The following is a 25,368-nucleotide window of genomic DNA, read 5'->3' on the forward strand; positions in this document are numbered from 1 at the left end:
TTCCTTACGTCTTCGGGAACTGGATTCTCAGTTGGCGTTTTCGAGCACGACGGCGAGGCCCTGGCCCACGCCGATGCAGATTGCGGCCACGCCCCAGCGCTCCCCCGACTCCTGCAGCCGGCGGGCCAGGGTGCCGAGGATGCGGGTGCCGGAAGCGCCGAGCGGGTGTCCGATGGCGACAGCGCCGCCCCAGGCGTTGACGATGGCCGGGTCCACATCCCAGGCGTCCAGGCAGGCCAGGGACTGGGCTGCGAAGGCCTCGTTGAGTTCAATGGCGCCGACGTCGCTCCAGCTGATGCCGGCACGCTTCAGCGCCGTGTTGGCCGCTTCCACCGGAGCGTAACCGAAGTACTGCGGCTCGTTGGCGGCAGCGCCGCGGCCGGCGATCCGGGCCAGCGGGTCCAGGCCCAGGATGCCGGCGGCGTTTTCGCTGCCCAGCCAGGCCGCGGAGGCGCCGTCGTTCAGGGGGGAAGCGTTGCCGGCGGTGACGGTGCCGCCGGAGACGTCCTCCGACGCCGGCCGGAAAACGGTGCGCAGCGTGGCGAGCTTCTCGACCGTGGAGCCGGCGCGGATGCTCTCGTCCCGGTCCAGGTCCACGCCGTCGACGGCGACGGTCAGGTTCGCGTATTTGCCCTCGTCCCACGCCTTTGCGGCGAGGGCGTGCGAGGCTGCGGCGAACTCATCCTGGCGTTCCCGGGTAATGCCGTACTTCTCGCGCAGCTGCTCGGTGGCCTCCCCCAGGGAGACAGTCCATTCCTTCGGCATGGCCGGGTTGACCAGCCGCCAGCCCAGCGTGGTGGAGGCCAGGGTCTGGTCTCCGGCGGGATAGGGCTTCTCGTTCTTGGGCAGCACCCAGGGGGCACGGCTCATGGACTCGACGCCGCCGATCAGCATCAGGTCCGCTTCACCGGTGTTGATCTGCCGCGAGGCGATCAGTGCTGCGTCGAGGGACGAGCCGCAGAGGCGGTTGACCGTGGTGCCCGGGATCGAGGTGGGCAGGCCGGCCAGCAGCGTGGCCATCCGGGCAACATTGCGGTTTTCCTCGCCGGCACCGTTGGCGTTGCCGAAGACCACTTCGTCGATCCGCTCGGGGTCAAGGCCGGGGGCCCGGGACACGGAGGCCTTCAGGACCTGGGCGGCCAGGTCGTCCGGGCGGACGCCGGCGAGGGCTCCGCCGAATTTGCCGAAGGGGGTGCGGACTGCGTCGTAGATGTAGGCCTGGTTCACGGGTGCTCCTTGAACTGGAAAGCGAAAACTGGAAGAGGGGGAAGGGCCGGGATGGGGAAGGGCTGCCGCCGGCTCAGGCCGCGGCGTCAATCTCGCGGAAGACGCCCTGGGCCACCTTGAAGGCGGAGTTGGCGGAGGGGACGCCGCAGTAGATGGCGGACTGCAGCACGATCTCCTTGATCTCGTCGCGGTCCAGGCCGTTGCGCAGCGCTGCCCGGACGTGCATGGCGAACTCCTCCAGGTGGCCGTGCGCTATCAGTGCCGTCAGGGTGATGGCGCTGCGCATGGTGCGCGGCAGGCCCGGACGGGTCCAGATGGTGCCCCAGGCGTACTGGGTGATCAGGTCCTGGAAGTCGGTGGTGAACTCGTCCTTGCCCGCGTTGGCGCGGTCCACATGCTCGGCGCCGAGGACTTCGCGGCGTACCGCCATGCCCTCGTTGTACACGTCCTGCCGGCTCTTGTTGGCATCTGCGATCACTGCGTCATTTCCCTTCAAGGTACTGGGCGCCGAAGAAGTCCTTCAGCAGTTCTGCGGTTACGGCCGGCTGCTCCACCGGGACCAGGTGCGCGGCGTCGTCGACGACGGCGGCGGTTCCGTTGGCCACCCGGTCGGCAATGAGCTGCGCGAACGACGGCGGCGTGACGACGTCGTCGGCACCGGCTACCGCGAGCACGGGGACCGTGATGTCCGGCAGCCGTCCCCGGACATCGAAGGTCGCCAGTGCCCGGCAGCAGAGGGCGTAGGAGAAGCGGTCCGCGTCCTGCAGCGAGTGGAGCAGGGCGGCAGCGGCAGCGGGCTCCCGGTCCATAAAGCCCGGGGCGAACCAGCGCTGCCCCGAGCCGACCACCTGGGTGGGCGTGCCCTGGAGGCGCACCGTTTCCGCGCGTTCCTCCCAGGCTCCGGTTTCGCCGATCTTGGCACCGGAGCAGAGGACGGCCACGCCGTCGAACAGCGACCCGTGGTCCAGGCCGAGCTGGAGTCCGACGGCGCCGCCCAGCGATACCCCGGCGTAAAAGACCGGGACATCTGCGGGAATGTCTCCGGCGTTGCGGGCTGCGGTGACCATCGCCGCGACGGCGGCGGCCAGGTCCGCGATGCTGAAGGATTCCCCTGCAGCGGGGCTGGCACCGTGGCCGGGCAGGTCCCAGGCGATGACCGTGAAGGTGTCCAGGGCGGCCGCTGCCCGGCTCCACAATGGCATGGACGCAGTGCCCAGCGACGGGCCGGCGATCAGGACGGGTGCGGCGGGGCCGGCGTTGGAAAGGCGGGAGGCCTTGATGGCGGGGATGCTCATGCTGAGGGCTTTCCGGGGTAGGCCGCGGTGATCCGCTCAATGAGGGCGGTGGCCTCCCCTAGGTATTCGGCGGGGTCGAGGATGCTCTTGAGTTCCGTATCGGAAAGGACTTCCGGGGGGACCGCTGCGCGCAGCAGCTCTTCGAAGGGCTCGCCGGAGGACAGCGAGCGGGCCACGGTGTCGGCGATGATTTCCTTGCCGCGTCCGGGCACGCCGTCGTCGAGCAGCGGGGCGGCCACGGCCATGATTTTCTCACTGACCACAAGCGGCCCGGCGGATTCCAGGTTGCGGGCCAGCGCGTCCGTGGAGACCTGCAGGCCCTCGGCCAGTTCGGCCAGCTTGGCAGCGGCTCCCCCGGCGAGGCGCAGCAGGGAGCGCAGGGCCTGCCATTCCACGTGCCAGGAGCCGCTGGGCCGCTCATCGTCCGCGGCTGCGGCAGCGGCGTTCAGCTGCATGCCGTAGCCGGGTGCGGCCAGGGCCGCACTGCGGATCAGGACGGACAGGACGGGGTTCTGCTTCTGCGGCATGGCGGAGGATCCTCCGCGGCCGGCGGCGCGGGGTTCGGAGACCTCGCCGATTTCCGGCCGGCTGAGCAGCAGGACGTCGTTGGCAACCTTTCCGGCCGCGGCGGTGAAGTCCTGCAGTGCAGCGCCGAGGGCGGTCACCGGCAGCCGGTTGGTCTGCCAGGGTGCCACGGGGTCGGCCAGGCCGAGGCCGTGTGCCAGCCGTGCGGTGAGGTCGAAGGCGGTCAACGGTGCGCCGGAGCCGGCCTGGGCGCCGTCGCCCGGCTGTGCCGCGGAACCGGTCTGTGCGGCGGAACCGGCAGCGAGGGTGAGTGCCGCCAGTGTTCCGGAGGCGCCTCCCCACTGCAGCTGGAGGTTGCCGGCGGCGGTACGCAGTCCCTGGGCGGCGCTGCCCACCCCGTGCAGCCACTGGGCGGCGCGCAGGCCGAAGGTGGAGGGCAGCGAGTGCTGGGTCAGGGTCCGGGCCACGCACAGGGTCGCTGCGTGGCGCCGGGCGGTGGCACCCAGGGCAGCGGCGGCCCGGTCGGCATCCGCGATGATGGTGTCCAGGGCGCGGCGGGCCAGCAGCATCAGGGCGGTGTCCATGATGTCCTGGCTGGTGGCGCCGCGGTGGATGGCGGCCGCGGCTTTGGGCGAAGATTCCCGTGCCTGGGCCCGGAGGTCGGCCAGCAGCGGAATCACGGGATTGCCGCCGCCCTGCGCCCGCTCGGCCAGGGACGCGGCGTCGTACCGGGAAGCGTCGCTGACGGCGGCCACCGCGGCGGGTGCTTCCGGATCGGCCAGGCCGGCGGAGGCCAGCACGCGCACCCATTCGAGCTCCACGTCCAGGAGGGCCTGGAGCAGCTGTCGGTCCCCGGTCAGTTCCGCGACCCGGGTACCCGCCCAGGCCGGGGAGAGCAGCCCGTAGTCCGCGCTGTCCGCTGCACCCACCGGTTACGCCCCGGGGTAGGTGAGGAAGACGGTTTCGCCTTCGCCCTGCAGGCAGATGTTCCAGCGGAGTCCGCCGTCTGCTTCGCGGGTGGCGATCAGGGTGCGCCGGCGTTCCTCGGGCAGCGAGGACAGCAGGGCGTCGCGGGCCAGGGCCTCTTCGTCGTCCGGCAGGTACATCCGGGTGTGCAGCTTGTTGAGCAGGCCGCGGGCGAAGATGACGACGGAAATGAAGGGGGCCGATCCCTCTTCCGTAGGGCCCGGGTTGACCGTGGTGAAGGTGTAGTTGCCGGCATTGTCGACGGCGGTGCGGCCCCAGCCGGTGAAGGTGTAGCCGTCACGGACCAGGGATCCGGTCCGCTGGGGGATATTGCCGTCGGCGTCGGCCTGCCAGATTTCCAGCAGGGCATCCGGAATGGTGTCTCCGGCGCCGTCGGTCACGGTGCCCTGGAGGCGGACGCTGCCGGGCATGCCCGGGGACAGCAGCTGGTTGTCCTTCTCGAAGGGGAGGGCGTAGCCGTAGAACGGGCCGATGGTTTGCCCGGGCGTGGCGGTTAGCTTCTGCTCGTTCATTACTCTGCGTCCTCGTCTTCCATCCAGGTGCGGTTGCTGCCGGTGAGCACGATGTCCCAGTTGTAGCCGGTGGCCCACTCATGCGAGGTGATGTTGTGGTCGTACGTGGCCACGAGGCGGTCGCGCGCCTTGGAGTCCGTAATCGACTGGTAGATCGGATCCAGCGCGAAAAGCGGATCCCCGGGGAAGTACATCTGGGTGATCATGCGCTGGGTGAAGTCGGTGCCGAAGAGTGAGAAGTGGATGTGCGCCGGCCGCCAGGCGTTGTAGTGGTTCTTCCACGGGTACGGACCGGGCTTGATGGTGGTGAACTCGTAGGAACCGTCGTCGGTGGTGATGCAGCGGCCGACGCCGGTGAAGTTCGGGTCCAGCGGGGCCGGGTGCTGGTCGCGCTTGTGGATGTAGCGGCCGGCGGAGTTGGCCTGCCAGATTTCCACCAGCTGGTTGCGGACGGGGTGCCCGTCGCCGTCGAGGATGCGTCCGCGGACGATGATCCGCTCCCCCATCGGTTCGCCGTTGTGCTGGATGGTCAGATCGCTCTCGAGCGCGTGGACGTCCTGGTGGCCGAATGCCGGGGACCACAGCTCGATGGTTTCGGGGTCCACGTGGTGCGGATCCTTGGTGGGGTGGCGCAGGAGCGAACTGCGGTAGGGAGTGAAATCGATGCGGGGCTGGGTTTCCTCTGCGGCGCCGTCGTCCACCCCCTTGGAGTACTCGGCGTGGACCGCGGCGATTTCAGCGGAGATCTGGTCCTGTGAGGCCTCGGCTGCGTCCAGCTTCTCGATGACATGGCTGTTCGAGAAAAGGTTCTCTTCCATTTCCATGGGTTTTCCTTTCAATGAAGCGCACCCTTGCGCTCCGGCTTTCCAAGCATCCACGTGGTCGAGACCACGTTACACCGCCTGTTCGTTGGATGTACAGATGTTCGTTATGCGAACGCTAGTCGTGCGGCCAGCCCGTGTAGGCCTCGGCCAGGTAGGCGCTGCCGTGCCGGGAGGAGACGACGCCGCTGAGCTCTCCCAGCGCACGCTTGCGTTCGAAGGGGCTGGCGTCCGCCCGGGTGTGCAGCATCGACGTCATCCAATAGGAGAAGTTCTGCGCGCGCCAGACCCGCTCGAGTGCCTTGTCACTGTACCCGTCCAGCAGGTCAGGGGACTTGGTGGCGTAGAACGAGTCAATGGCCTCGAACAGTACCTTCACGTCGGCCAGGGCAAGGTTGAGGCCCTTGGCGCCGGTGGGCGGAACCGTGTGTCCGGCGTCGCCCGCCAGGAACAGGTTGCCGTACCGCAGGGGTTCACACACATAGCTGCGGAACTTCAGGACGGTCTTTTCGAAGATGGGGCCCCGCGTCAGCTCGAAGCCGTCCGGGCCGTCCACCCGCGCCTGGAGTTCGTCCCAGATGCGGTCCTCGCTCCACGCATCCGCGTCCTCGTTCGGATCACACTGGAAGTACATCCGCTGGACGGAGTCGTTGCGCTGGCTGATCAGGGCAAAGCCGCGGTCGGAATTGGCATAGATCAGTTCCGGGGCACTGGGTGCGGCCTTGGTGAGGATGCCGAACCAGGCGAAGGGGTATTCGATGAAGTTATCCGTGCGCGCTTCCTTGGGGATGGAGCGCTTGCAGATTCCGCCGGAGCCGTCGGAGCCCACCAGGATTTCACAATGGATTTCAAAGTCCCGGCCGTCGCTGTCTGTGAACAGGATTTTGGGGGTTTCCGTCGCCAGGTCCGCGACGGATGTTTCGCTGACTCCGTAGCGGACATCGCCGTGGTCCCGTTCCCGGGCGGCGGCCAGGTCCGTGAAGACCTCGTTCTGCGGGTACAGCCACACGGACTCCCCCACCAGGTCTTCAAAATCGATCCGGTGGCTCTCACCGCCGAAGCGCAGGTCGATGCCCTCGTGGCGGTACCCCTCCGTAAGCACCCGGTTGCTTACCCCGGTGTCGGTCAGCATGCGGACACTTCCATGCTCCAGGATGCCGGCCCGGTGGGTGGTGCGGATGGTCTCGCGGTCCCGCTTCTCCACCACGATATTGTCGATGCCGGACTTCGACAGCAGGTGCGAAAGCATCAGTCCGGCAGGGCCGCCGCCCACAATGCCGACCTGCGTCTTGAGGATAGTGCGCTCTGCACCCATCTATTACTCCCTTGAAAACTTTGTAGCGGACACTACCTCCCAGTGTGACTGCCGGCACACGGGGAGCAGCAAAGTGATTCTCATTGAATGGGAAATCGGTGGGTATCCGGCGCCGCGGATAGTCAGGGCGCGGTTCACGGGTCCGGTTTAGGGACCGGTTTGCCGTCCGGGGGCGGGCAGTGGCTCCGGCTCCGCGGGAAGCTCCGAGGCCAGCAGCGCACCCCGCCGGGGCACCCCTATCAGCAGCAGGAACACGCACTGGCCCAATGCCACGGCCACGGCCAGCCAAAGGGTCGGCACAGCACCGATCCAGCCCAGCAGCACCGCTCCGAGGACACCGCCCAGCACAACGGAGCCCTGGGTGAGGGTGCGACGGGTGGACGAAACGCGGGCCAGAAGGTCATCCGGGATCAGTGCAGTGGTCAGGGCCGAGCTGTTCACCATCATCAGGCCAAGAGCGAGGCCGAAAAGGGTGAACGATACCCCGATGCTCAGCACCGCGAGATGCGGCCACAGTGCAGTGAGCGGCACGAGCGCGAAGTTCAGCGGCATCATCAGCGCTGCCAGCAGCATGGCGCGGAGCGGGCCGATCGCCTTCCCAATACGCGGGGCCAGCACCGCACCGACGATTCCGCCGACGGCGCTGACGGACCAGATGGCACCGAAGAGCGCCGGGTCCATTGCCAGATCGTGAAGGATGAACCAGGACTCGGCAGCCTGGTAGAGACCGGCGGCGAAGTTGTTGGTAGTGGTAGTCATGATCAGTGCCAGCAGAACGCGATGGCCGGCGATGAACCTGACCCCCGTCGCGACGGCTTCCCGGATGCCCGGCCGATCCGTCTTCGGCGGGGCCGGGTTGTCCGGGGGCAGCCGGGCCAGTCCCGCGGCGGCGACCAGCTGTGTGGCTGCGCTTACGGCAAGCACGGCCGGCGCCGGGAGAAGCCGCACCAGTATCCCGCCGGCCGCCGGACCGGCCAGGGACACCACCTGCTCGGAGGCCATCAGCGAAGATGCGGCATCGGCGATCCGGTGCCGTCCCACCAGCCTCGGCAATACCGAGGTATGGGCGGCCATAAAGAACACGTCGGCAATCCCGACCACCAGGATCACGAGCAGCAGCTGCCATGCCTCCAGCCAGCCCAGGAAGAACGACGCAACGGCCCAGGCATAGGCTGCTGCACGGACCCAGGTCATGGCGAGCATGGTCCGCCGCTGCCCCCACCGGTCAACAGCCACCCCTGCCACCAGCCCGAAGAGCAGCGGCCCGGCGCTGCTTAGGGGTGCGGCCAGCCCGGCTTGGAACGGCGTAGCGCCGAGCACGGAGATCATTCCCACAGACACGGCAAACACGGCGACATCACGGCCGGCGTGCACCGCAGTGGTAGCCAGCCACAGGCCGCGGAAAGCAGGCAGCGCCCAGACGCCCGCCCCTGATTTTGCCACTCTGTCCCCCGTTGTGCCGCTCCGTTTGGTGCCGGCACGGAAGTGCCGGAGAAGGTCCCGGCAGGATGTGCTGCCGGCCCGGCACTACTATTACCCGGAAGTCCGCCGCCGGCCTGCAGCGCCACGCGGCACGGCCGGTTCCGGCCATGCCCGGCCGGTGGGTCAGCGCTGGTAGTGGGGTCCTGCGGCCTCTGCCCGGACGCCCAGGCCGCGGGAGATTCCGCGGGCAGCAGTCATCAGCGCCGGGATGGTCGAAGAGATGTGTTCGCTGCCGGTGGGCACCACGACTCCGATCGCGGCCACGGCCGTGCCGCCCGGGCCGAAGACGGGCACGGCTATTCCCGTGGTGTCCGGAACGACGGCGCCGGGCAGGCTTGCGCTGCCTTCCAGGCGCATTTTTGCCCAGGAAGAACGCAGCCGCTTTTCCTCGGAGGCATCCGGGTTCTGCTGCGCCAGGTACTCCTCCTGTACGTGCCGCGGCGAGTGGGCCATCATCACCATCCCCGATGAGGAGACGTGGACAGGGAGCCGGCCGGCGACCTTCGCGTGGTTCAGCACCGATCCGTGGCTGGAGAGGCGTTCGATGAACAGCACCTCATCCTGGCGCAGCACGGACAGCTGGGTGTGCTGCCGAACCACTGCCTGGATGTCTTCCATAAACGGCATGGCAATCTGTTTGAGGCCGAGGGCGGCGGAGCTGCGGTTGGCCAGTTCCCACAGGCGAAGGCCCAGACGGACGCCGCCGTCGGCCTCCCGCTGCAGGAAGCCGTGCCCCATCAATTCGTTCACGATCCGGTGCGCGGTGGACAGCGGCAGCCCGGCGCGGCGGGCCAGCATGGCGATGGGCATGGCCTGGTGGGTTTCGTCGAAGGCACTGATGACCCGCACGATCCGGCTGGTCATGGACTCGCCGCTCGGGGAATTGGCCATTGTTTAAGTCTCGCACAGCCAATATCCGGCACGGCGACTATCCCGGCCTAGCCGTTAAACGCGGCAGGTCCCGCACCCTGGGGGTGCGGGACCTGCCGTTGACGCTGCGCACTACATGCGGCGCCGGTTGCCTTGGTTAGCGGAAGTCGCTGCCCATGTCGTAGTCATCCAGCGGGATGGCGTGGAACTCAGGGCTCAGGCCGCCGTCAACGCCGGCGTAGTCGAAGTCGCTGAAGGCGCTCGGGCCGGTGAAGAGATTGGCCTTTGCTTCTTCGGTCGGCTCGACAGTGACCTCGGTGTAACGGGGCAGGCCCGTTCCGGCCGGGATCAGCTTACCGATGATGACGTTCTCCTTGAGGCCGAGCAGCGGATCGCTCTTGCCTTCCATGGCAGCCTGCGTCAGGACGCGGGTTGTCTCCTGGAAGGAAGCTGCGGACAGCCAGGACTCGGTGGCCAGGGAGGCCTTGGTGATACCCATGAGTTCCGGACGGCCCGAAGCAGGCTTCTTGCCTTCCGAAACGACGCGGCGGTTCTCGCTTTCGAAGCGGCGGCGTTCGGTCAGCTCACCCGGGAGCAGATCGGAATCGCCGGACTCGATCACGGTTACGCGGCGCAGCATCTGGCGGACAATAACCTCGACGTGCTTGTCGTGGATGCCCACACCCTGGCTGCGGTACACGCGCTGGACTTCGTCCACCAGGAATTCCTGTGCCTTGCGCGGGCCGAGGATACGGAGGATCTGCTTGGGATCCACCGCACCGAAGACCAGCTGCTGGCCAACCTCTACGTGGTCGCCGTCGGCAACCAGCAGGCGGGCACGGCGCAGGACCGGGTACGCGATTTCCTCGGAGCCGTCGTCGGGAGTGACAACCAGACGCATCTGGCGGTCGGTCTCTTCCAGCGTGACCCGACCCGCGGTCTCGGAGATCGGAGCAACACCCTTAGGCGTACGTGCTTCGAAGAGCTCCTGGATACGGGGCAGACCCTGGGTGATGTCCTCAGCGGAAGCAACACCACCGGTGTGGAAGGTACGCATGGTCAGCTGGGTACCCGGCTCACCAATGGACTGTGCGGCAATGATGCCCACGGCCTCGCCGATGTCCACGGTCTTACCCGTGGCCAGGGAGCGGCCGTAGCAAAGTGCACAGGTACCGACGGCGGACTCACAGGTGAGTACGGAGCGGACCTTGATGTCGGTGACGCCGGCTTCGAACAGCTTGGCGATGAGGACGTCGCCCACATCGTCGCCGCCCTTGGCCAGGACGTTGCCCTGTGCATCGGTGACGTCGGTGGCCAGCGTACGGGCGTACGCCGAGTTCTCGACCTCTTCGTGCAGCTGCAGTTCACCGTTGGAGTCCGGAACCGCGATGGTTACGTTCAGGCCGCGCTCGGTGCCGCAGTCTTCCTCGCGGACAATGACGTCCTGGGAAACGTCCACCAGACGACGGGTCAGGTAACCCGAGTTGGCGGTACGCAGAGCGGTATCGGCGAGACCCTTACGGGCACCGTGGGTGGCGATGAAGTATTCCAGCACCGACAGGCCCTCACGGTAGGAGGACTTGATCGGGCGCGGGATGATCTCGCCCTTAGGGTTGGCCACCAGGCCACGGATACCGGCAATCTGGCGGACCTGCAGCCAGTTACCACGGGCACCGGAGGACACCATGCGGTTGATGTTGTTGAACTCGGGCATGTTCGCCCGCATTGCAGCAGCAACCTCGTTGGTGGCCTTGTTCCAGATGTCGATCAGTTCCTGGCGGCGCTCGTCTTCAGCGATCAGGCCCTTGCCGTACTGGCTTTCAACCTTGGCAGCCTGCGCTTCGTAGCCTTCCATAATGGCGGGCTTGTCGATCGGAGCCGCGATATCGGAGATGGCAACGGTAACGCCCGAGCGGGTGGCCCAGTAGAAACCGGCGTCCTTCAGGTTGTCCAGCGTTGCAGCCGTGACGACCTTCGGGTAGCGCTCAGCCAGATCGTTGACGATCGCGGAGAGCTGGCCCTTATCGGCAACTTCCTTCACCCACGGGTAGTCCGCGGGCAGCGTCTGGTTGAAGATGACCTGGCCGAGGGAGGTTTCGATGAGGGCAGGAGTGCCCTCTTCCCAACCTTCCGGTGCCGGCTGGCCTGCGCTGGGGACGAAGCCGTCCACGCGCATCTTCACCAGTGCGTTCAGGTGCAGCTCGCCCATGTCGAAGGCCATGATGGCTTCGGCCATGGAACCGAACACGCGGCCTTCACCGGCAGCACCGTTCCGCTTCGTGGTCAGGTGGTGCAGGCCGATGATCATATCCTGCGAGGGCAGGGTGACCGGGCGGCCGTCGGACGGCTTCAGGATGTTGTTCGAGGACAGCATCAGGATGCGTGCTTCAGCCTGGGCTTCGGGGCTCAGCGGCAGGTGGACTGCCATCTGGTCGCCGTCGAAGTCAGCGTTGAAGGCGCCGCAGACCAGCGGGTGCAGCTGAAGGGCCTTACCTTCAACGAGCTGCGGCTCGAAGGCCTGGATGCCGAGGCGGTGCAGGGTGGGTGCACGGTTGAGCAGCACCGGGTGTTCGGTGATGATCTCTTCCAGTACGTCCCAGACCTGCGGACGGAAACGCTCGACCATGCGCTTGGCGCTCTTGATGTTCTGGGCGTGGTTGAGGTCAACCAGGCGCTTCATCACGAACGGCTTGAAGAGCTCCAGTGCCATCTGCTTCGGCAGGCCGCACTGGTGCAGCTTCAGCTGCGGGCCAACGACGATAACGGAACGGCCGGAGTAGTCAACGCGCTTACCCAGCAGGTTCTGGCGGAAGCGGCCCTGCTTGCCCTTGAGCATGTCGGACAGCGACTTCAGCGGACGGTTGCCCGGTCCGGTGACCGGACGGCCGCGGCGGCCGTTGTCGAACAGGGAGTCAACAGCTTCCTGGAGCATCCGCTTTTCGTTGTTCACGATGATCTCGGGGGCACCGAGATCCAGCAGGCGCTTCAGGCGGTTGTTGCGGTTGATCACGCGGCGGTACAGGTCGTTAAGGTCCGACGTCGCGAAGCGGCCGCCGTCGAGCTGGACCATCGGGCGCAGTTCCGGCGGGATAACCGGAACGGCGTCCAGGACCATGCCCAGCGGGCTGTTCGTGGTGGTCAGGAACGCGTTGACAACCTTCAGGCGCTTCAGGGCACGCGTCTTGCGCTGGCCCTTGCCGTTCTGGATGATGTCGCGCAGGTTCTCGGACTCGGCCTGCATGTCGAAGTCTTCAAGACGCTTCTTGATGGCTTCGGCACCCATGGAGCCTTCGAAGTACAGACCGTAACGGTCACGCAGTTCGCGGTAGAGGCCTTCGTCGCCCTCCAGGTCGCCGACCTTGAGGTTCTTGAACCGGTCCCAGACCTGCTCGAGGCGCTCGATGTTGTTGTCGGCGTCGCGGCGGACCTTGGCCATCTGGCGGTCGGCGGAGTCGCGTGCCTTCTTCTTATCGGCAGCCTTGGCGCCTTCGCCCTCGAGGCGGGCAAGCTCGCCTTCCAGGTCCTTGGCGATCGCGGCAATGTCGGAGTCGCGCTGGTCGACGAGGTGCTTGCGCTCCACGTCGTGCTCGGCCTGCAGGTTCGGCAGTTCCGCGTGGCGGTTCTCTTCGTCCACCGAGGTGATCATATAGGCAGCGAAGTAGATGACCTTCTCAAGGTCCTTCGGTGCCAGGTCCAGCAGGTAGCCCAGGCGGGACGGAACACCCTTGAAGTACCAGATGTGGGTGACCGGAGCGGCGAGCTCAATGTGGCCCATGCGTTCGCGGCGCACCTTGGCACGGGTGACCTCGACGCCGCAGCGCTCACAGATGATGCCCTTGAAGCGGACGCGCTTGTACTTACCGCAGTAGCATTCCCAGTCGCGGGAAGGACCGAAGATCTTTTCGCAGAAAAGACCGTCCTTCTCCGGCTTCAGGGTTCGGTAGTTGATGGTTTCCGGCTTCTTGACTTCGCCGTATGACCAGCCGCGGATTTCATCCGCGGTGGCAAGGCCGATTCGCATGAGGCCGAACGTGGAATCGTTGGACATGGGTCCCTGTTCTCTCTTGTTCTCTAAATCTGAATGTCTCGGGGTACGGAAAGAGCTCTAGGTGACCATCCCACTGGCGCCAGGCGGTCCGGGTTAGGCGGCTTTAATATTCCGTTGCGAGCTCTGCGAGCCGCGGAATTTCGTTGCCGCCGTTCCGGACCGTCCCGGCGCCAGCCGGGACGGTGATACTGCTAAACCTCTTCGACGGAGCTGGGCTCTGCGCGGGACAGATCGATACCCAGTTCCTCCGCGGCCCGGAAGACTTCTTCATCCGAGTCACGCATTTCAATCGTGTTGCCTTCGGTGGAGAGGACTTCCACATTCAGGCAGAGCGACTGCATTTCCTTGATCAGGACCTTGAACGATTCCGGAACGCCGGGCTCCGGGATGTTCTCACCCTTGACGATGGCTTCGTAGACCTTCACGCGGCCATGGATGTCATCGGACTTGATCGTGAGCAGTTCCTGCAGCGTGTAGGCGGCGCCGTACGCTTCCAGGGCCCAGACTTCCATTTCACCGAAGCGCTGTCCGCCGAACTGTGCCTTACCACCCAGCGGCTGCTGCGTGATCATGGAGTACGGACCGGTGGAGCGTGCGTGGATCTTGTCGTCCACCAGGTGGTGCAGCTTCAGGATGTACATGTAGCCGACCGAGATCGGGTCCGGGAACGGCTGGCCGGAGCGGCCGTCGTACATCCGGGCCTTGCCCGATGCACCGATCAGGCGGTTGCCGTCACGGGTCACGTTGGTGGAGTCGAGCAGGTTGGTGATCTCGTCCTCGCTGGCGCCGTCGAACACCGGGGTGGCGACAGTGGTGGGACCGGTCTCACGGGGCAGGTTCGGCAGGTCCTTGACCCAGTCCGGCTCGCCTTCGATCTTCCAGCCCTGCTTGGCAGCCCAGCCCAGGTGGATTTCCAGGACCTGTCCGACGTTCATTCGGCCCGGAACACCCAGCGGGTTCAGGATGATGTCGACGGGGGTTCCGTCTTCCATGAACGGCATGTCTTCGATCGGGAGGATCTTGGAGATGACGCCCTTGTTGCCGTGGCGGCCGGCCAGCTTGTCACCGTCGGTGATCTTGCGCTTGTGGGCCACGTAGACGCGGACCAGCTGGTTGACGCCCGGGGGCAGCTCGTCGTCGTTGTCACGGTCGAAGATGCGGACGCCGATGACGGTGCCGGACTCGCCGTGGGGCACCTTCAGGGACGTGTCGCGGACTTCGCGGCTCTTCTCGCCGAAGATTGCGCGCAGCAGGCGCTCCTCCGGGGTCAGTTCCGTTTCGCCCTTCGGGGTGACGCGGCCAACCAGGATGTCGCCGGCTTCAACCTCGGCACCGATGTGGATGATGCCGCGCTCGTCGAGCTGCGAGAGCACCTCTTCGGAGACGTTGGGGATGTCGCGGGTGATTTCCTCGGCACCAAGCTTGGTGTCGCGGGCGTCAACCTCGTGCTCCTCAATGTGGATGGAGGTCAGGACATCGTCGGAGACCATGCGCTGGGACAGGATGATGGCATCTTCGTAGTTGTGGCCTTCCCATGACATGAATGCCACGAGCAGGTTCTTACCAAGGGCCAGTTCACCCTGGTCCGTTGCGGGACCGTCGGCGATGATGCTGTTGACCTCAACCCGGGCACCTTCGGAGACCAGCACGCGCTGGTTGTAGGCGTTGCCCTGGTTGGAGCGCTCGAACTTCATGATCGGGTAGCTGGTCTCGGTGCCGTCGTCGTTCATGACGGTGACGAGGTCAGCGGAAACCTCGGTGACAACACCGGGTTTCTTGGCGGTCACGGAGTCGCCGGCGTCAACGGCGGTGTACTTCTCCATGCCGGTGCCCACGACGGGACGCTCGGAACGGAGCAGCGGCACAGCCTGGCGCTGCATGTTCGCACCCATAAGGGCGCGGTTGGCATCGTCATGCTCGAGGAACGGAATCAGGGCCGTAGCCACCGACACCATCTGGCGCGGGGAGACGTCCATGTACTCGACCTCGTTGGGCTCAACGAGGACGGGCTCACCGGAGCCGCCGCGGGCACGGACAAGGACGAGGTCCTCGGCGAAGTGCTGGTCGGCGCGCAGCGGAGCGTTTGCCTGGGCAATGGTGCGCTCAACTTCGTCATCGGCGGTCAGGTAGTCAACCTTGTCGGTGACTACGCCTTCCTCGACCTTGCGGTACGGGGTTTCGATGAAGCCGAACGCGTTGATGCGGCCGTAGGAAGCCAGCGAACCGATCAGGCCGATGTTCGGGCCTTCAGGGGTTTCGATGGGGCACATACGTCCGTAGTGGGACGGGTGCACATCTCGGACTTCCATGCCTGCGCGGTCACGGGACAAACCGCCCGGGCCCAGCGCGGACAGGCGGCGCTTGTGCGTCAGGCCGGCAAGCGGGTTGTTCTGGTCCATGAACTGCGAGAGCTGGGAGGTTCCGAAGAACTCCTTGATTGCAGCAACAACGGGACGGATGTTGATCAGGGTCTGCGGCGTGATGGCCTCGACGTCCTGGGTGGTCATCCGTTCGCGGACTACGCGCTCCATACGGGACAGGCCCGTGCGGATCTGGTTTTCGATCAGTTCGCCGACGGCGCGGATGCGGCGGTTGCCGAAGTGGTCGATGTCGTCGACCTCAACGCGGATGTCGACGTCGTCGCCGTTGCGCTTGCCCGGAACCGTCTTCTCGCCGGCGTGCAGTGCTACGAGGAACTTGATCATGGCGACGATGTCGTCATTGTTCAGTACCGAAGCATCGGAATCCGTCAGAGGCTTGTCGATGCCCAGCTTGCGGTTGATCTTGTAACGGCCAACCTTGGCCAGATCGTAACGCTTCGGGTTGAAGTACAGGTTGTCCAGCAGGGTCTGGGCAGCCTCGACCGTGGGCGGCTCGCCCGGACGGAGCTTGCGGTAGATGTCCAGCAGGGCATCTTCGCGGGTTTCCGTCGGGTCCTTTTCCAGGGTGGCCCGAATGGAGTCGTACTCGCCGAAGGTCTCGAGGATCTGGCCTTCGGTCCAGCCCAGTGCCTTGAGCAGCACGGTGACGGACTGCTTGCGCTTGCGGTCCAGGCGGACGCCCACCTGGTCACGCTTGTCGATCTCAAGTTCAAACCATGCACCGCGGGAAGGAATGATCTTCGCGGTGTAGATGTCCTTGTCACTGGTCTTGTCCGCGGTGCGCTCGAAGTATGCGCCCGGGGAACGGACCAGCTGGGAAACAACAACACGCTCGGTGCCGTTGATGACGAACGTTCCCTTGTTGGTCATGAGGGGGAAGTCGCCCATGAACACGGTCTGCTGCTTGATTTCACCCGTGTTGTTGTTCATGAATTCGGCTTTAACGTACAACGGGGCCGAGTACGTAGCGTCCCGGTCCTTGCACTCCGCCATGGTGTACTTCGGGTCGGCAAACTCCGGCTCCGAGAAGCTCAGGGACATGGTGCCCTGGAAGTCTTCAATCGGGGAGATTTCCTCGAAGATGTCAGCCAGGCCGGAAGTGGTGGCAATACCCTGTTCGCCGGTCTCCCGCGCCTTTTCAACGCGCGCCTTCCAGCGCTCGTTGCCGACGAGCCAGTCAAAGCTGTCCGTCTGCAGGGCAAGAAGATTGGGAACGTCAAGCGGTTCGTGAATCTTTGCGAATGAAATCCGGGAAGCTGCGTTCTCCGGATTAGTAGCGGTTTCGTTATTAGAGGTGCTCGAGGCGACCAAGAGGGATCCTTCCACAGACCTTCAGGCGTGTTTCACGCCTCCTCCCCTGCACGATGCGGACCGAGTCCGTGTGCGTCCCAGTGTCCGGCATGGGGCCTATCCACAGGTTGCGGATACTGCCCGGCACGGAACGAAGCCCACCGCTATATGAAGGCTGAAGGTTAACAGGAGGAAGCAAATATCCACTATAGGGCATTATGGGCAGACAAGTCTACCCGGTATCTGAACCCTGCTTCGCTCAACCCCTCCGAAAGGATGTTCCGGGGATCGAATTTCCGGCTGACTCATCTGAGACTAATCCCGGAATCGAGGGGGAGCTACAGGCTGCACCGGCGCACCGTTCACGCATCGGATACAGATACCTTACCGCACAACGGCGCTTTTATGCGTGCCCGCATGGTGTGCAGTGCCGCGGACCCCTGTGACGGCGCTCTCCCCCGGCGCGCCGGGGTGGCGTAGCCTTATCCCTGTCTTCAATGACGAATACACCGACGAAAGCGATGCACGAGTGACTAACGCACCCACAAGCACCTCCGCAGCCCGCGAGGGCGCCGCCGTTCCCGAAGTGGTTATTGTCGGGGGCGCACGTACGCCCCAGGGCCGCCTGAACGGCCAGCTGTCCGCCTTCACGGCCGTCGAGCTCGGCGCGTTTGCCATCAAGGGCGCGCTGGACAAAGCCGGCGTTGATGCCGCGGCTGTCGACTCCGTCATCATGGGGCATGTGGTGCAGGCCGGCTGCGGGCAGAACCCCGCCCGCCAGGCCTCCATCAAGGCCGGCATCGGCTGGGACGTCCCGGCGGTCACCGTCAACAAGGTCTGCCTGTCCGGCCTGGCTGCGGTGATTGATGCCGCTCGGCTGATCCGCGGCGGCGAGGCCACCGTGGTGGTGGCCGGCGGCCAGGAATCCATGACCCGCGGACCACACCTGCTTCCCGGTTCCCGGCAGGGCTGGAACTACGGCAACATTTCCGCACTGGATTCGGTGGCACACGACGGCCTCACTGATGCCTTCGACAACGATTCCATGGGCATTTCCACCGAGCGGGGAAACACGAAGCTGGCCATCAAGCGCCTGGAGCAGGACGAAGTAGCCGCTGCCTCGCACCGGCGTGCGGCAGCCGCCATGGCCTCCGGGATCTTCGACGCGGAAATCGTTCCCGTGACGGTGCCGCAGCGCCGCGGAGAGCCCCTGGTCCTTACCTCGGACGAAGGCGTGCGGCCCAACACCACCGTGGATACGCTGGCGGGCCTTCGTCCGGCGTTCGATTCCGAAGGAACCATCACGGCAGGCAACTCCTCTCCCCTGTCCGACGGTGCGGCAGCACTGATCATCACGACCCGGGACTACGCCGAAGCCAACGGATTGAATGTCCTCGCCGCCGTCGGGCTTCCCGGCCAGGTCGCGGGCCCGGACAACACGCTGCATTCCCAGCCCTCCAATGCCCTCTTCGCCGCGCTCGGGCGGGCCGGCTGGAGCACCTCGGACCTGGACTTCATCGAGATCAACGAGGCCTTCGGTGCCGTGGCGGTCCAGTCCCTCAACGAACTGGGGATGGACCTTGAACAGTGCAACCTGCACGGCGGAGCGATCGCACTCGGGCATCCGATCGGCGCCTCGGGCGCCCGGCTGGCCCTCACGGCAGCGCATGAGCTTGCCCGGCGCGGATCCGGCCGGGCCGGCGTCGCGCTCTGCGGCGGCGGCGGGCAGGGCGAGGCGCTGCTGCTTTACCGCGAAGAGGCATAACCGCCCCGGAGCAGCTGCCCCGGAGTGACCGCCCCGAAATCAAAACAGAAGGCCCCGTTCCTTTCGGAACGGGGCCTTCTGCTAAGCGTTTTTATGCTGTGAGGCAGTAAAAACTACTTGACGGTGACGGTGGCGCCGGCAGCTTCGAGAGCTTCCTTGGCCTTGTCAGCGGCTTCCTTGTTGGCGCCTTCGAGGACGGCCTTCGGAGCGCTGTCAACCAGGTCCTTGGCTTCCTTCAGACCCAGCGAGGTCAGGGAGCGAACTTCCTTGATCACTGCGATCTTCTTGTCGCCGGCAGCTTCGAGGATGACGTCGAATTCGGTCTTCTCTTCAGCGGCTTCAGCGGCACCGGCAGCGGGGCCGGCAACTGCAACAGCAGCAGCGGTGACGTCGAACGTCTCCTCGAAGAGCTTCACGAAATCGGAGAGCTCGATGATGGACAGTTCCTTGAAAGCTTCAATGAGCTCTTCGTTGGTGAGCTTCGCCATGGTGTGGCGTCCTTCCTATAGTTGGTGCACGCAGGCACCGGAGATTGATGGAGAAGAGGAATTACTCTTCGGTGGCTGCTTCTGCTGCCGGAGCTTCTTCTGCAGCGGCCGGAGCCTCTTCTGCAGCGGAGGCAGCGGGGGCGCCGCTTTCCTCTTCAAGCTTCATGCGCAGTGCATCAGCCGTGCGGGCGAGCATGGACATCGGTGCCTTGAGGACACCGGCGACGCGTGCAAGCTGGAACTCACGGGACTCAAGGGCAGCCAGTGCGGCTACACCGGAGGCATCCAGGGCATTGCCCTCGAAGACACCGGTCTTGATGATGAGCTGCGGGTTGGTCTTGGCAAAATCCGTCAGGCTCTTTGCAGCTGCAACTGCGTCACCCTTGATGAAGGCAATTGCAGTAGGTCCGGCAAGCTGGCCTTCGAACGCGTCGATGCCGGCTTCCTTGGCTGCAATGCCAGTCAGGGTGTTCTTTACGACCGAGTACTTGGTGTCCTGGCCGAGCGAACGACGCAGCTCCTTGAGCTGTGCAACGGTGAGCCCGCGGTATTCGGTTAGGACAGCAGCGGTCGATTCCTTGAAATCGGTGGTGATTTCCTCGACTGCTGACACCTTTGTTGGCGTTGCCATAACCCTCCTTCCGGGGAAATAGTGCCGGTGGATCGGGTCCCGAACATAAAAAACGCCCCGGGCAGATGCACGGGGCTTCACTCTACGGACACGTGTTCCGGAGTGCAGTTCGTTCACCTGCGCAGGCCGCCCTATCAAGGGACTTTCGGATGTTTGTCCAACCGGGTTCCACACGTGGCGGGCTGAAGGTTCAGCCTTACGGTGGGATTGAATGCACATCGACCGACGGTCTTTGGTAGTTCCAGAGTACGGGAGATTGCGACGGGGAACAAATCCCGGGGGCCGGCGGCATCATCCGGCAGAGGCCGGACTCAGCTGCCACCCGAATGTCATTCGGCGGACAGCTCCTTTTGCCACTCCCCGGAGTAGCCGATGGGCCGGAAGCCAAGCCGCTCGTTAATGGAGAGCATGTACCGGTTCTCCTCGGCATTCCAGGTGTAGACCCGGCGTGCTTCGGGCACCATCTGCCGGAGCCGTACCAGGTTCGCGGCCTTGAGCAGCATGCCCAGGCGATTTCCCCGGTGGCTTTCCAGCACCAGGGTGTCGTCCTGATAAACCACGGCAGGGTTGTTGCGGAAGATTTCCAGGACGGTATGCCCGGCAAGTTCGCCTGTCGCGACCTGCCGTGCGGCACTGACCAGGACCTCGGCGTCCATGTCGCGGGCCTGTGCCTCGGCCTCCCGTACCCGTGCTTCGTTCCATACTTCCTCCGCCAGGTCCAGTCCTCCCATCGGCGCATCGATGCTCATCTTCTGCCGCAGAAGCGCGTAGGCATCCACCAGGTCCGGAGGGCAGGCCCCGCTCCAGAAGACGAGTTCGTAGTCCGATCCGGCTACGGCCCTCGCCTGCTCCAGCACGGCTTCATCATCTGCAGCGCTTCCCAGCTCCAGCCGGCTGACGCGGTCCACCAGTTCCAGCCGGAAGCCCAACGCGGAAGCGAACAAGGCGGCGGCGTCCTGCGGGACCAGCGACGGGGTATGGGCGATCGGGTCCGACGTCTCACCGGAGGGCAAATGGTCCGTCTCCGCCATGAGCATGCGCCGGTTGTCCGCCGCCGCCAGTTGCTCCGCCGCGGCGTAGAGCTGCGTTCCAACGCCGCGGCGCCGGGCGGAAGGTGCAACCACAACGTTGACCGTTCCACTGTGCAGGTTGTCCGTCAACGGGAGGTTTATCTGGGCCACTCCCACGATGTCAGCCCCGGCCCGGGCGACCAGGAGCTCCCGCCGCCGGGTCGGAGTACTGCGACGGCCGGCAAGCTGCGCCTGCGGCGGGCCGTAAAAGTCGTCATTGCCCCAGAACTCACGCAGCTGGGCATTCAGGAGCTCGGCAACGGCGATGAAATCCGCGGCCCCCGGTGCGTCCAGGCCGGACGGTACGGCAATCGGCTCGATGGACACGGGCAGTTGAGTCATGGCACACATCCTGCCGCACGGACGCCGAGCTTCAAAAGCCGAAGCGGGATGCACAGCGGCCGGACACAAAAGAGCGGCCGCAGCAAAGGCTGCGGCCGCTCTTCGGGGAGGTATCCCCAGGTACTACTGCTGACTATGCGTCGGCGAGAACCTTGGTGACGTTCGGGTCAACGCTGATGCTCGGTCCGAACGTGGTGGACACGGTCGCCTTGGAGATGTAGCGGCCCTTGGCTGCCGACGGCTTGAGGCGAAGGACCTCTTCCAGAGCTGCTGCGTAGTTCTCAGCCAGCTTCTGGGCGTCGAAGGACACCTTGCCGATGATGAAGTGCAGGTTGGAGTGCTTGTCGACGCGGAAGTCGATCTTGCCACCCTTGATGTCCGTAACGGCCTTGGCCACGTTCGGGGTAACCGTGCCGGTCTTCGGGTTCGGCATGAGGTTACGCGGGCCGAGCACGCGGCCCAGGCGGCCGACCTTGCCCATCATGTCCGGGGTAGCCACTGCGGCGTCGAAGTCGGTCCAGCCTGCTGCAACCTTTTCGATCATGTCATCGGAACCAACGAAGTCGGCGCCGGCAGCGATTGCTGCTTCAGCCTTCTCGCCGGTCGCGAAAACGAGGACGCGGGCCGTCTTGCCGGTGCCGTGGGGCAGGTTGACCGTGCCGCGGACCATCTGGTCAGCCTTACGGGGGTCAACGCCCAGGCGGAAAGCCACCTCAACGGTTGCGTCGAACTTGGAAGGATTGGTGTCCTTCGCCAGCTCTACAGCCTCGACCGGTGCGTACAGCTTGTCCGCATCGATCTTGGCTGCAGCTGCTTCATATGCTTTGCTGCGCTTTGCCATCTGCTTTTTCTCCTTGTGCAGTTGTGGTCTGTCGGACCGCGCCGGGCCCTGCCACGCGCCGTCGCCCGTTAGGGTCGGCGGCAGTTATGTGAATGTGAAACGAGTACGGGGACTTAGCCCTGTACCGTGATGCCCATCGAACGGGCGGTGCCGGCGATGATCTTGGCAGCTGCCTGGACATCGTTGGCGTTGAGGTCTTCCATCTTCATGGTGGCGATCTCTTCGACCTGTGCCTGGGTCAGGTTGGCAACCTTGGTGGTGTGCGGGGTTGCGGAACCCTTGGCGACACCGGCAGCCTTCTTGATCAGCTGTGCAGCCGGAGGAGTCTTCGTGATGAAGGTGAAGGAACGGTCTTCGTAGACGGTGATTTCCACCGGGATAACGTTGCCGCGCTGGGATTCCGTTGCAGCGTTGTACGCCTTGCAGAATTCCATGATGTTGACACCGTGCTGGCCAAGTGCCGGACCAATCGGAGGAGCCGGGTTGGCGGCACCTGCGTTGATCTGCAGCTTGATGAGGCCGGTGACCTTTTTCTTGGGGGCCATGAAAGGGTCCTTCTCTAAATTATGTTCCCGAAGGACAGGAGCGTCCGTCCGGGGCGGTGGCCGCCATGGCTTGGCGGCCGGACGCTGCCTGCAGGTTAAAGCGGACCTGCGGACAGCGAAATCTGATAGCTACTGGAGCTTCGTGACCTGGCCGAAGCCGAGGGTCACAGGCGTCTCGCGCTCGAAGATGGTCACGAGGACCACCAGCTGCTGGGACTCGGGCTTGATCTCCGAGATGGTGGCCTGGAGCGTCTCGAACGGGCCTTCGTTGACCGTTACGGGCTCGCCGATCTCGAAGTCAACGGCAATGTTGGAAGACTGCTGCTGTGCAGGCTTGCCGGCCTCGGTCTTCGGGGAAACGATCGTGTGCTCGAGCATCGAGTACACCTCGGACAGGCTCAGCGGAGTCGGGTTGTGTGCATTGCCCACGAAGCCGGTCACGCCGGGGGTGTGCCGGACAACGCCCCAGGACTCATCGGTGAGGTTCATGCGCACCAGGACGTAGCCGGGAATGCGGACGCGGTTGACGATCTTCCGCGTGGTGTTCTTGATCTCGACGACTTCTTCCATCGGGACCTGGATTTCGAAGATGTCCTCTTCCATGTCCAGCGTCTGGATGCGGGTCTCAAGGTTGGACTTCACGCGGTTTTCGTAGCCGGCGTAGGAGTGGATGACGTACCAGTCACCCTCCTGGCGGCGCAGCTTGGCCTTGAAGGCAACAGCCGGATCTTCCTCGGGCTCAGCGTCTTCTGCGGAATCGGCAGCCTCTTCGGCTGCGTTTTCTTCGTCTGCCGAAGCATCAACAGCAGCGGGCGCCTCGTCGACGTCGGCTGCGGTCATCTGATCCTCGGTATCCAGATCAGCGTTGTCATTGATCTGTGATTCGAGTTCTTGCTCGGACACGTAGATTCCTGCTTTCTTCTTCAGAGCACTATCGGGTTTGTCACTAGCTCATGGTCTCCGGTTCCACGCCCAGCGGGCGGAACCTTAGGTCTCTGGCTAGCTTTCGCCGCCGCCCGAGCCGAAGATCCACAGTGCGCCCCTGCCAAAGGCAAAGTCGAGAGCCGTAACGATAAGCATCATCACCATCACGAATGCGAGGACAACGAGCGTGTACCTCAGCAGTTCCTTGCGGGTGGGGGTGACCACCTTTTTCAGCTCGGCAATCACCTGGCGCAGGAAGAGAGCTATACCGGCGAAGAACCCGCGCTTCTTGGGCCCGCTGGAGGGGTGTCCCTTGGAGCTGCTGGCAGCTGTCTCGGTCACCTTCGCCTCACTCATCTGTGTCGGTTCACAATCACAGCAAGCGCTGGGACTGCTCATTCCATGAAGGACTGCTGAGCTGCCGGAAATGACAGTTCTGCGCAGGGCAGACAGGACTCGAACCTGCAACCTGCGGTTTTGGAGACCGCTGCGCTACCAATTGCGCCACTACCCTATGGAGGAAAACTCACCCTACCGCCACCATTGTAGCCGTAACGAACCGGAGACTATTTCCCCGATCGAAAGGCACAAAGCAGCGTGGTGTGCTCAACCACCGAAGAACCAGTCTACGCAAACTTTGCCGTCCCGTCGAACCGGGGCCTGTCCGCCGCGTGCCGTCCTGACCTGCAGCGGGGATTCCAAGCGCCTAAACTGGGGAACGCCGCCGTCGTCCGGCAGGACCGACGCGGCAAACGTTAGCCGCCGCCACACACCAGACGGGAATCCCATGTCTTCAACCGGCCGTATTTCAGAGCGCATCGCTTCCATTGCCGAGTCCGCAACCCTCGCAGTGGACGCCAAGGCCAAGGCATTAAAGGCCGCCGGGCGCCCGGTGATCGGTTTCGGCGCGGGCGAACCGGATTTCCCCACCCCGGACTACATTGTCGACGCCGCCGTCGACGCCGCCCGCCAGCCGCGTTTCCACCGCTACTCCCCCGCCGGCGGGCTCCCTGAGCTCAAGAAGGCGATTGCTGCCAAGACCCTGCGGGACTCCGGCTACGCCGTAGACCCCGCCCAGGTCCTGGTGACCAACGGCGGCAAGCAGGCCGTCTACGAATCCTTCGCGACGCTGCTGAACCCGGGTGACGAAGTCCTGGTTCCCACCCCGTACTGGACCACGTACCCGGAGGCCATCCGGCTCGCCGGCGGTGTCCCGGTAGAGGTTTTTGCCGGCCCGGAGCAGGGCTACCTGGTGAGCGTCGAGCAGCTTGAGGCCGCCCGCACCGGGGCCACCAAGGTCCTGCTCTTCGTTTCCCCGTCCAACCCCACCGGCGCCGTATACCCCCCGGAGCAGGTCGCCGAAATCGGCCGCTGGGCGGCAGAGCACGGGCTGTGGGTCATCACGGATGAAATCTACGAGCACCTGACGTACGACGGCGTGCCCTTCACCTCGATCGCCACCGCGGCCCCTGAGCTGGGCGACAAGGTTGTGGTGCTGAACGGCGTCGCCAAGACCTACGCCATGACCGGCTGGCGGGTCGGCTGGATGATTGCCGCCGCTGACGTCATCAAGGCCGCCACCAACCTGCAGTCCCACCTGTCCTCCAACGTGTCCAACGTGTCGCAGATGGCCGCCCTGGCCGCTGTGTCCGGACCGCTTACGGCCGTGGATGAAATGAAGCAGGCCTTTGACCGCCGCCGCCGCACCATGGTGTCGGCCCTCAACGCCATCGACGGCGTCGAATGCCCCATGCCCGAAGGCGCGTTCTACGCGTATGCAGACGTCCGCGGCCTGCTTGGGCGCGAGTTCCCGGGCAAGGAAGGCCCGGTCCGGCCGCAGACGTCCGCCGAGCTCGCGGCACTGATCCTGGACACCGTTGAGGTTGCCGTGGTTCCGGGTGAAGCGTTCGGCCCCTCGGGCTACCTCCGCCTCTCCTATGCCCTGGGCGACGAAGACCTCGCCACCGGGATGGAGCGCCTGCAGGACTTCCTCGGCAAGGGCCGGTAAG

20 protein-coding genes and 1 tRNA gene are annotated in these 25,368 nt (G+C 65.0%); 2 read left to right on the forward strand and 19 right to left on the reverse strand.

Annotated elements, in window-relative coordinates; genetic code table 11:
• Positions 1-27 precede the first annotated feature (27 nt).
• From N2K99_RS12870 to rpoB, 11 genes are all read right to left on the reverse strand, one after another.
• A complete protein-coding gene (locus N2K99_RS12870; protein WP_227933032.1) occupies positions 28-1,227 on the reverse strand; it encodes a thiolase family protein in 1,200 nt (399 codons plus the stop codon).
• Between the two features lie 73 nt (positions 1,228-1,300).
• The gene (pcaC, locus tag N2K99_RS12875) at positions 1,301-1,657 is read right to left on the reverse strand and encodes a 4-carboxymuconolactone decarboxylase (RefSeq protein ID WP_146361690.1); all 357 of its coding nucleotides are present in this window, start codon (positions 1,655-1,657) and stop codon (positions 1,301-1,303) included.
• 52 nt (positions 1,658-1,709) lie between these two features.
• Positions 1,710-2,522, reverse strand: a complete 813-nt coding sequence (locus N2K99_RS12880) for an alpha/beta fold hydrolase (RefSeq protein WP_227918760.1) — start codon at positions 2,520-2,522, stop codon at positions 1,710-1,712.
• Positions 2,519-3,976, reverse strand: coding sequence for a lyase family protein (locus N2K99_RS12885; protein ID WP_227933031.1), 1,458 nt, complete (start codon positions 3,974-3,976; stop codon positions 2,519-2,521). The genes N2K99_RS12880 and N2K99_RS12885 overlap by 4 nt, the downstream gene beginning before the upstream one ends.
• A 3-nt stretch (positions 3,977-3,979) precedes the next feature.
• Positions 3,980-4,546, reverse strand: coding sequence for a protocatechuate 3,4-dioxygenase subunit alpha (pcaG, locus tag N2K99_RS12890; RefSeq protein ID WP_227918762.1), 567 nt, complete (start codon positions 4,544-4,546; stop codon positions 3,980-3,982).
• Positions 4,546-5,370 (reverse strand): protocatechuate 3,4-dioxygenase subunit beta, encoded by an 825-nt coding sequence (gene pcaH / locus N2K99_RS12895; protein WP_396127058.1) that lies wholly within the window; start codon positions 5,368-5,370, stop codon positions 4,546-4,548. Before pcaH ends, pcaG begins: the two co-directional genes overlap by 1 nt.
• 115 nt (positions 5,371-5,485) lie before the next feature.
• Positions 5,486-6,682, reverse strand: a complete 1,197-nt coding sequence (locus N2K99_RS12900) for a 4-hydroxybenzoate 3-monooxygenase (RefSeq protein WP_227918764.1) — start codon at positions 6,680-6,682, stop codon at positions 5,486-5,488.
• Between the two features lie 147 nt (positions 6,683-6,829).
• Entirely contained in the window at positions 6,830-8,125 is a 1,296-nt protein-coding gene (locus tag N2K99_RS12905) for an MFS transporter (protein ID WP_227933030.1), read from the reverse strand.
• Between the two features lie 162 nt (positions 8,126-8,287).
• The gene (locus tag N2K99_RS12910) at positions 8,288-9,055 is read right to left on the reverse strand and encodes an IclR family transcriptional regulator (protein ID WP_227918766.1); all 768 of its coding nucleotides are present in this window, start codon (positions 9,053-9,055) and stop codon (positions 8,288-8,290) included.
• 136 nt (positions 9,056-9,191) lie between these two features.
• A complete protein-coding gene (locus N2K99_RS12915) occupies positions 9,192-13,082 on the reverse strand; it encodes a DNA-directed RNA polymerase subunit beta' (RefSeq protein ID WP_227918767.1) in 3,891 nt (1,296 codons plus the stop codon).
• A gap of 191 nt (positions 13,083-13,273) precedes the next feature.
• A complete protein-coding gene (gene rpoB, locus N2K99_RS12920) occupies positions 13,274-16,774 on the reverse strand; it encodes a DNA-directed RNA polymerase subunit beta (protein WP_227918768.1) in 3,501 nt (1,166 codons plus the stop codon).
• Between the two features lie 508 nt (positions 16,775-17,282).
• Between rpoB and N2K99_RS12925 the strand changes: the two genes are divergently transcribed.
• A complete protein-coding gene (locus N2K99_RS12925; RefSeq protein WP_227918769.1) occupies positions 17,283-18,518 on the forward strand; it encodes an acetyl-CoA C-acetyltransferase in 1,236 nt (411 codons plus the stop codon).
• Between the two features lie 113 nt (positions 18,519-18,631).
• On the opposite strand, the gene rplL is transcribed toward N2K99_RS12925, so the two are convergent.
• From rplL to N2K99_RS12965, 8 genes are all read right to left on the reverse strand, one after another.
• Positions 18,632-19,006, reverse strand: a complete 375-nt coding sequence (gene rplL / locus N2K99_RS12930; RefSeq protein ID WP_227918771.1) for a 50S ribosomal protein L7/L12 — start codon at positions 19,004-19,006, stop codon at positions 18,632-18,634.
• Positions 19,007-19,067: 61 nt separating this feature from the next.
• Entirely contained in the window at positions 19,068-19,637 is a 570-nt protein-coding gene (gene rplJ, locus N2K99_RS12935; protein ID WP_227918774.1) for a 50S ribosomal protein L10, read from the reverse strand.
• Between the two features lie 329 nt (positions 19,638-19,966).
• Entirely contained in the window at positions 19,967-21,049 is a 1,083-nt protein-coding gene (locus tag N2K99_RS12940) for a GNAT family N-acetyltransferase (RefSeq protein ID WP_227918776.1), read from the reverse strand.
• A 133-nt stretch (positions 21,050-21,182) separates the two neighbouring features.
• Positions 21,183-21,890: a 50S ribosomal protein L1 gene (gene rplA, locus N2K99_RS12945; protein ID WP_227918778.1), complete on the reverse strand. Its 708-nt coding sequence runs from the start codon at positions 21,888-21,890 to the stop codon at positions 21,183-21,185.
• A 113-nt stretch (positions 21,891-22,003) separates the two neighbouring features.
• Entirely contained in the window at positions 22,004-22,435 is a 432-nt protein-coding gene (rplK, locus tag N2K99_RS12950; protein WP_227918781.1) for a 50S ribosomal protein L11, read from the reverse strand.
• A 129-nt stretch (positions 22,436-22,564) separates the two neighbouring features.
• Positions 22,565-23,338: a transcription termination/antitermination protein NusG gene (nusG, locus tag N2K99_RS12955; RefSeq protein WP_227918783.1), complete on the reverse strand. Its 774-nt coding sequence runs from the start codon at positions 23,336-23,338 to the stop codon at positions 22,565-22,567.
• A 96-nt stretch (positions 23,339-23,434) separates the two neighbouring features.
• Positions 23,435-23,716: a preprotein translocase subunit SecE gene (secE, locus tag N2K99_RS12960; RefSeq protein WP_227918785.1), complete on the reverse strand. Its 282-nt coding sequence runs from the start codon at positions 23,714-23,716 to the stop codon at positions 23,435-23,437.
• Between the two features lie 84 nt (positions 23,717-23,800).
• Positions 23,801-23,873: transfer RNA gene (locus tag N2K99_RS12965), tRNA-Trp, on the reverse strand.
• A 273-nt stretch (positions 23,874-24,146) separates the two neighbouring features.
• On the opposite strand from N2K99_RS12965, the gene N2K99_RS12970 reads away from it, so the two are divergent.
• The gene (locus N2K99_RS12970) at positions 24,147-25,367 is read left to right on the forward strand and encodes a pyridoxal phosphate-dependent aminotransferase (RefSeq protein ID WP_227918787.1); all 1,221 of its coding nucleotides are present in this window, start codon (positions 24,147-24,149) and stop codon (positions 25,365-25,367) included.
• The last annotated feature ends 1 nt before the right edge of the window (position 25,368 follow it).

Origin of the sequence: Arthrobacter sp. zg-Y1110, from assembly GCF_025244865.1 — a bacterium.
Taxonomy (GTDB): Bacteria; Actinomycetota; Actinomycetes; order Actinomycetales; family Micrococcaceae; genus Arthrobacter_B.

Excerpts from the sequence above, each read along its gene's own strand:
- N2K99_RS12910 (WP_227918766.1), bottom strand. The coding sequence starts at position 9,055 with ATGGCCAATTCCCCGAGCGGCGAGTCCATGACCAGCCGGATCGTGCGG.
- N2K99_RS12900 (WP_227918764.1), bottom strand. The coding sequence starts at position 6,682 with ATGGGTGCAGAGCGCACTATCCTCAAGACGCAGGTCGGCATTGTGGGC.
- rplL (WP_227918771.1), bottom strand. The coding sequence starts at position 19,006 with ATGGCGAAGCTCACCAACGAAGAGCTCATTGAAGCTTTCAAGGAACTG.
- N2K99_RS12970 (WP_227918787.1), top strand. The coding sequence starts at position 24,147 with ATGTCTTCAACCGGCCGTATTTCAGAGCGCATCGCTTCCATTGCCGAG.
- pcaC (WP_146361690.1), bottom strand. The coding sequence starts at position 1,657 with ATGGCGGTACGCCGCGAAGTCCTCGGCGCCGAGCATGTGGACCGCGCC.
- N2K99_RS12940 (WP_227918776.1), bottom strand. The coding sequence starts at position 21,049 with ATGACTCAACTGCCCGTGTCCATCGAGCCGATTGCCGTACCGTCCGGC.
- N2K99_RS12880 (WP_227918760.1), bottom strand. The coding sequence starts at position 2,522 with ATGAGCATCCCCGCCATCAAGGCCTCCCGCCTTTCCAACGCCGGCCCC.
- rplK (WP_227918781.1), bottom strand. The coding sequence starts at position 22,435 with ATGGCCCCCAAGAAAAAGGTCACCGGCCTCATCAAGCTGCAGATCAAC.
- pcaH (WP_396127058.1), bottom strand. The coding sequence starts at position 5,370 with ATGGAAATGGAAGAGAACCTTTTCTCGAACAGCCATGTCATCGAGAAG.
- N2K99_RS12915 (WP_227918767.1), bottom strand. The coding sequence starts at position 13,082 with ATGTCCAACGATTCCACGTTCGGCCTCATGCGAATCGGCCTTGCCACC.
- secE (WP_227918785.1), bottom strand. The coding sequence starts at position 23,716 with ATGAGTGAGGCGAAGGTGACCGAGACAGCTGCCAGCAGCTCCAAGGGA.
- pcaG (WP_227918762.1), bottom strand. The coding sequence starts at position 4,546 with ATGAACGAGCAGAAGCTAACCGCCACGCCCGGGCAAACCATCGGCCCG.
- rplA (WP_227918778.1), bottom strand. The coding sequence starts at position 21,890 with ATGGCAAAGCGCAGCAAAGCATATGAAGCAGCTGCAGCCAAGATCGAT.
- rplJ (WP_227918774.1), bottom strand. The coding sequence starts at position 19,637 with ATGGCAACGCCAACAAAGGTGTCAGCAGTCGAGGAAATCACCACCGAT.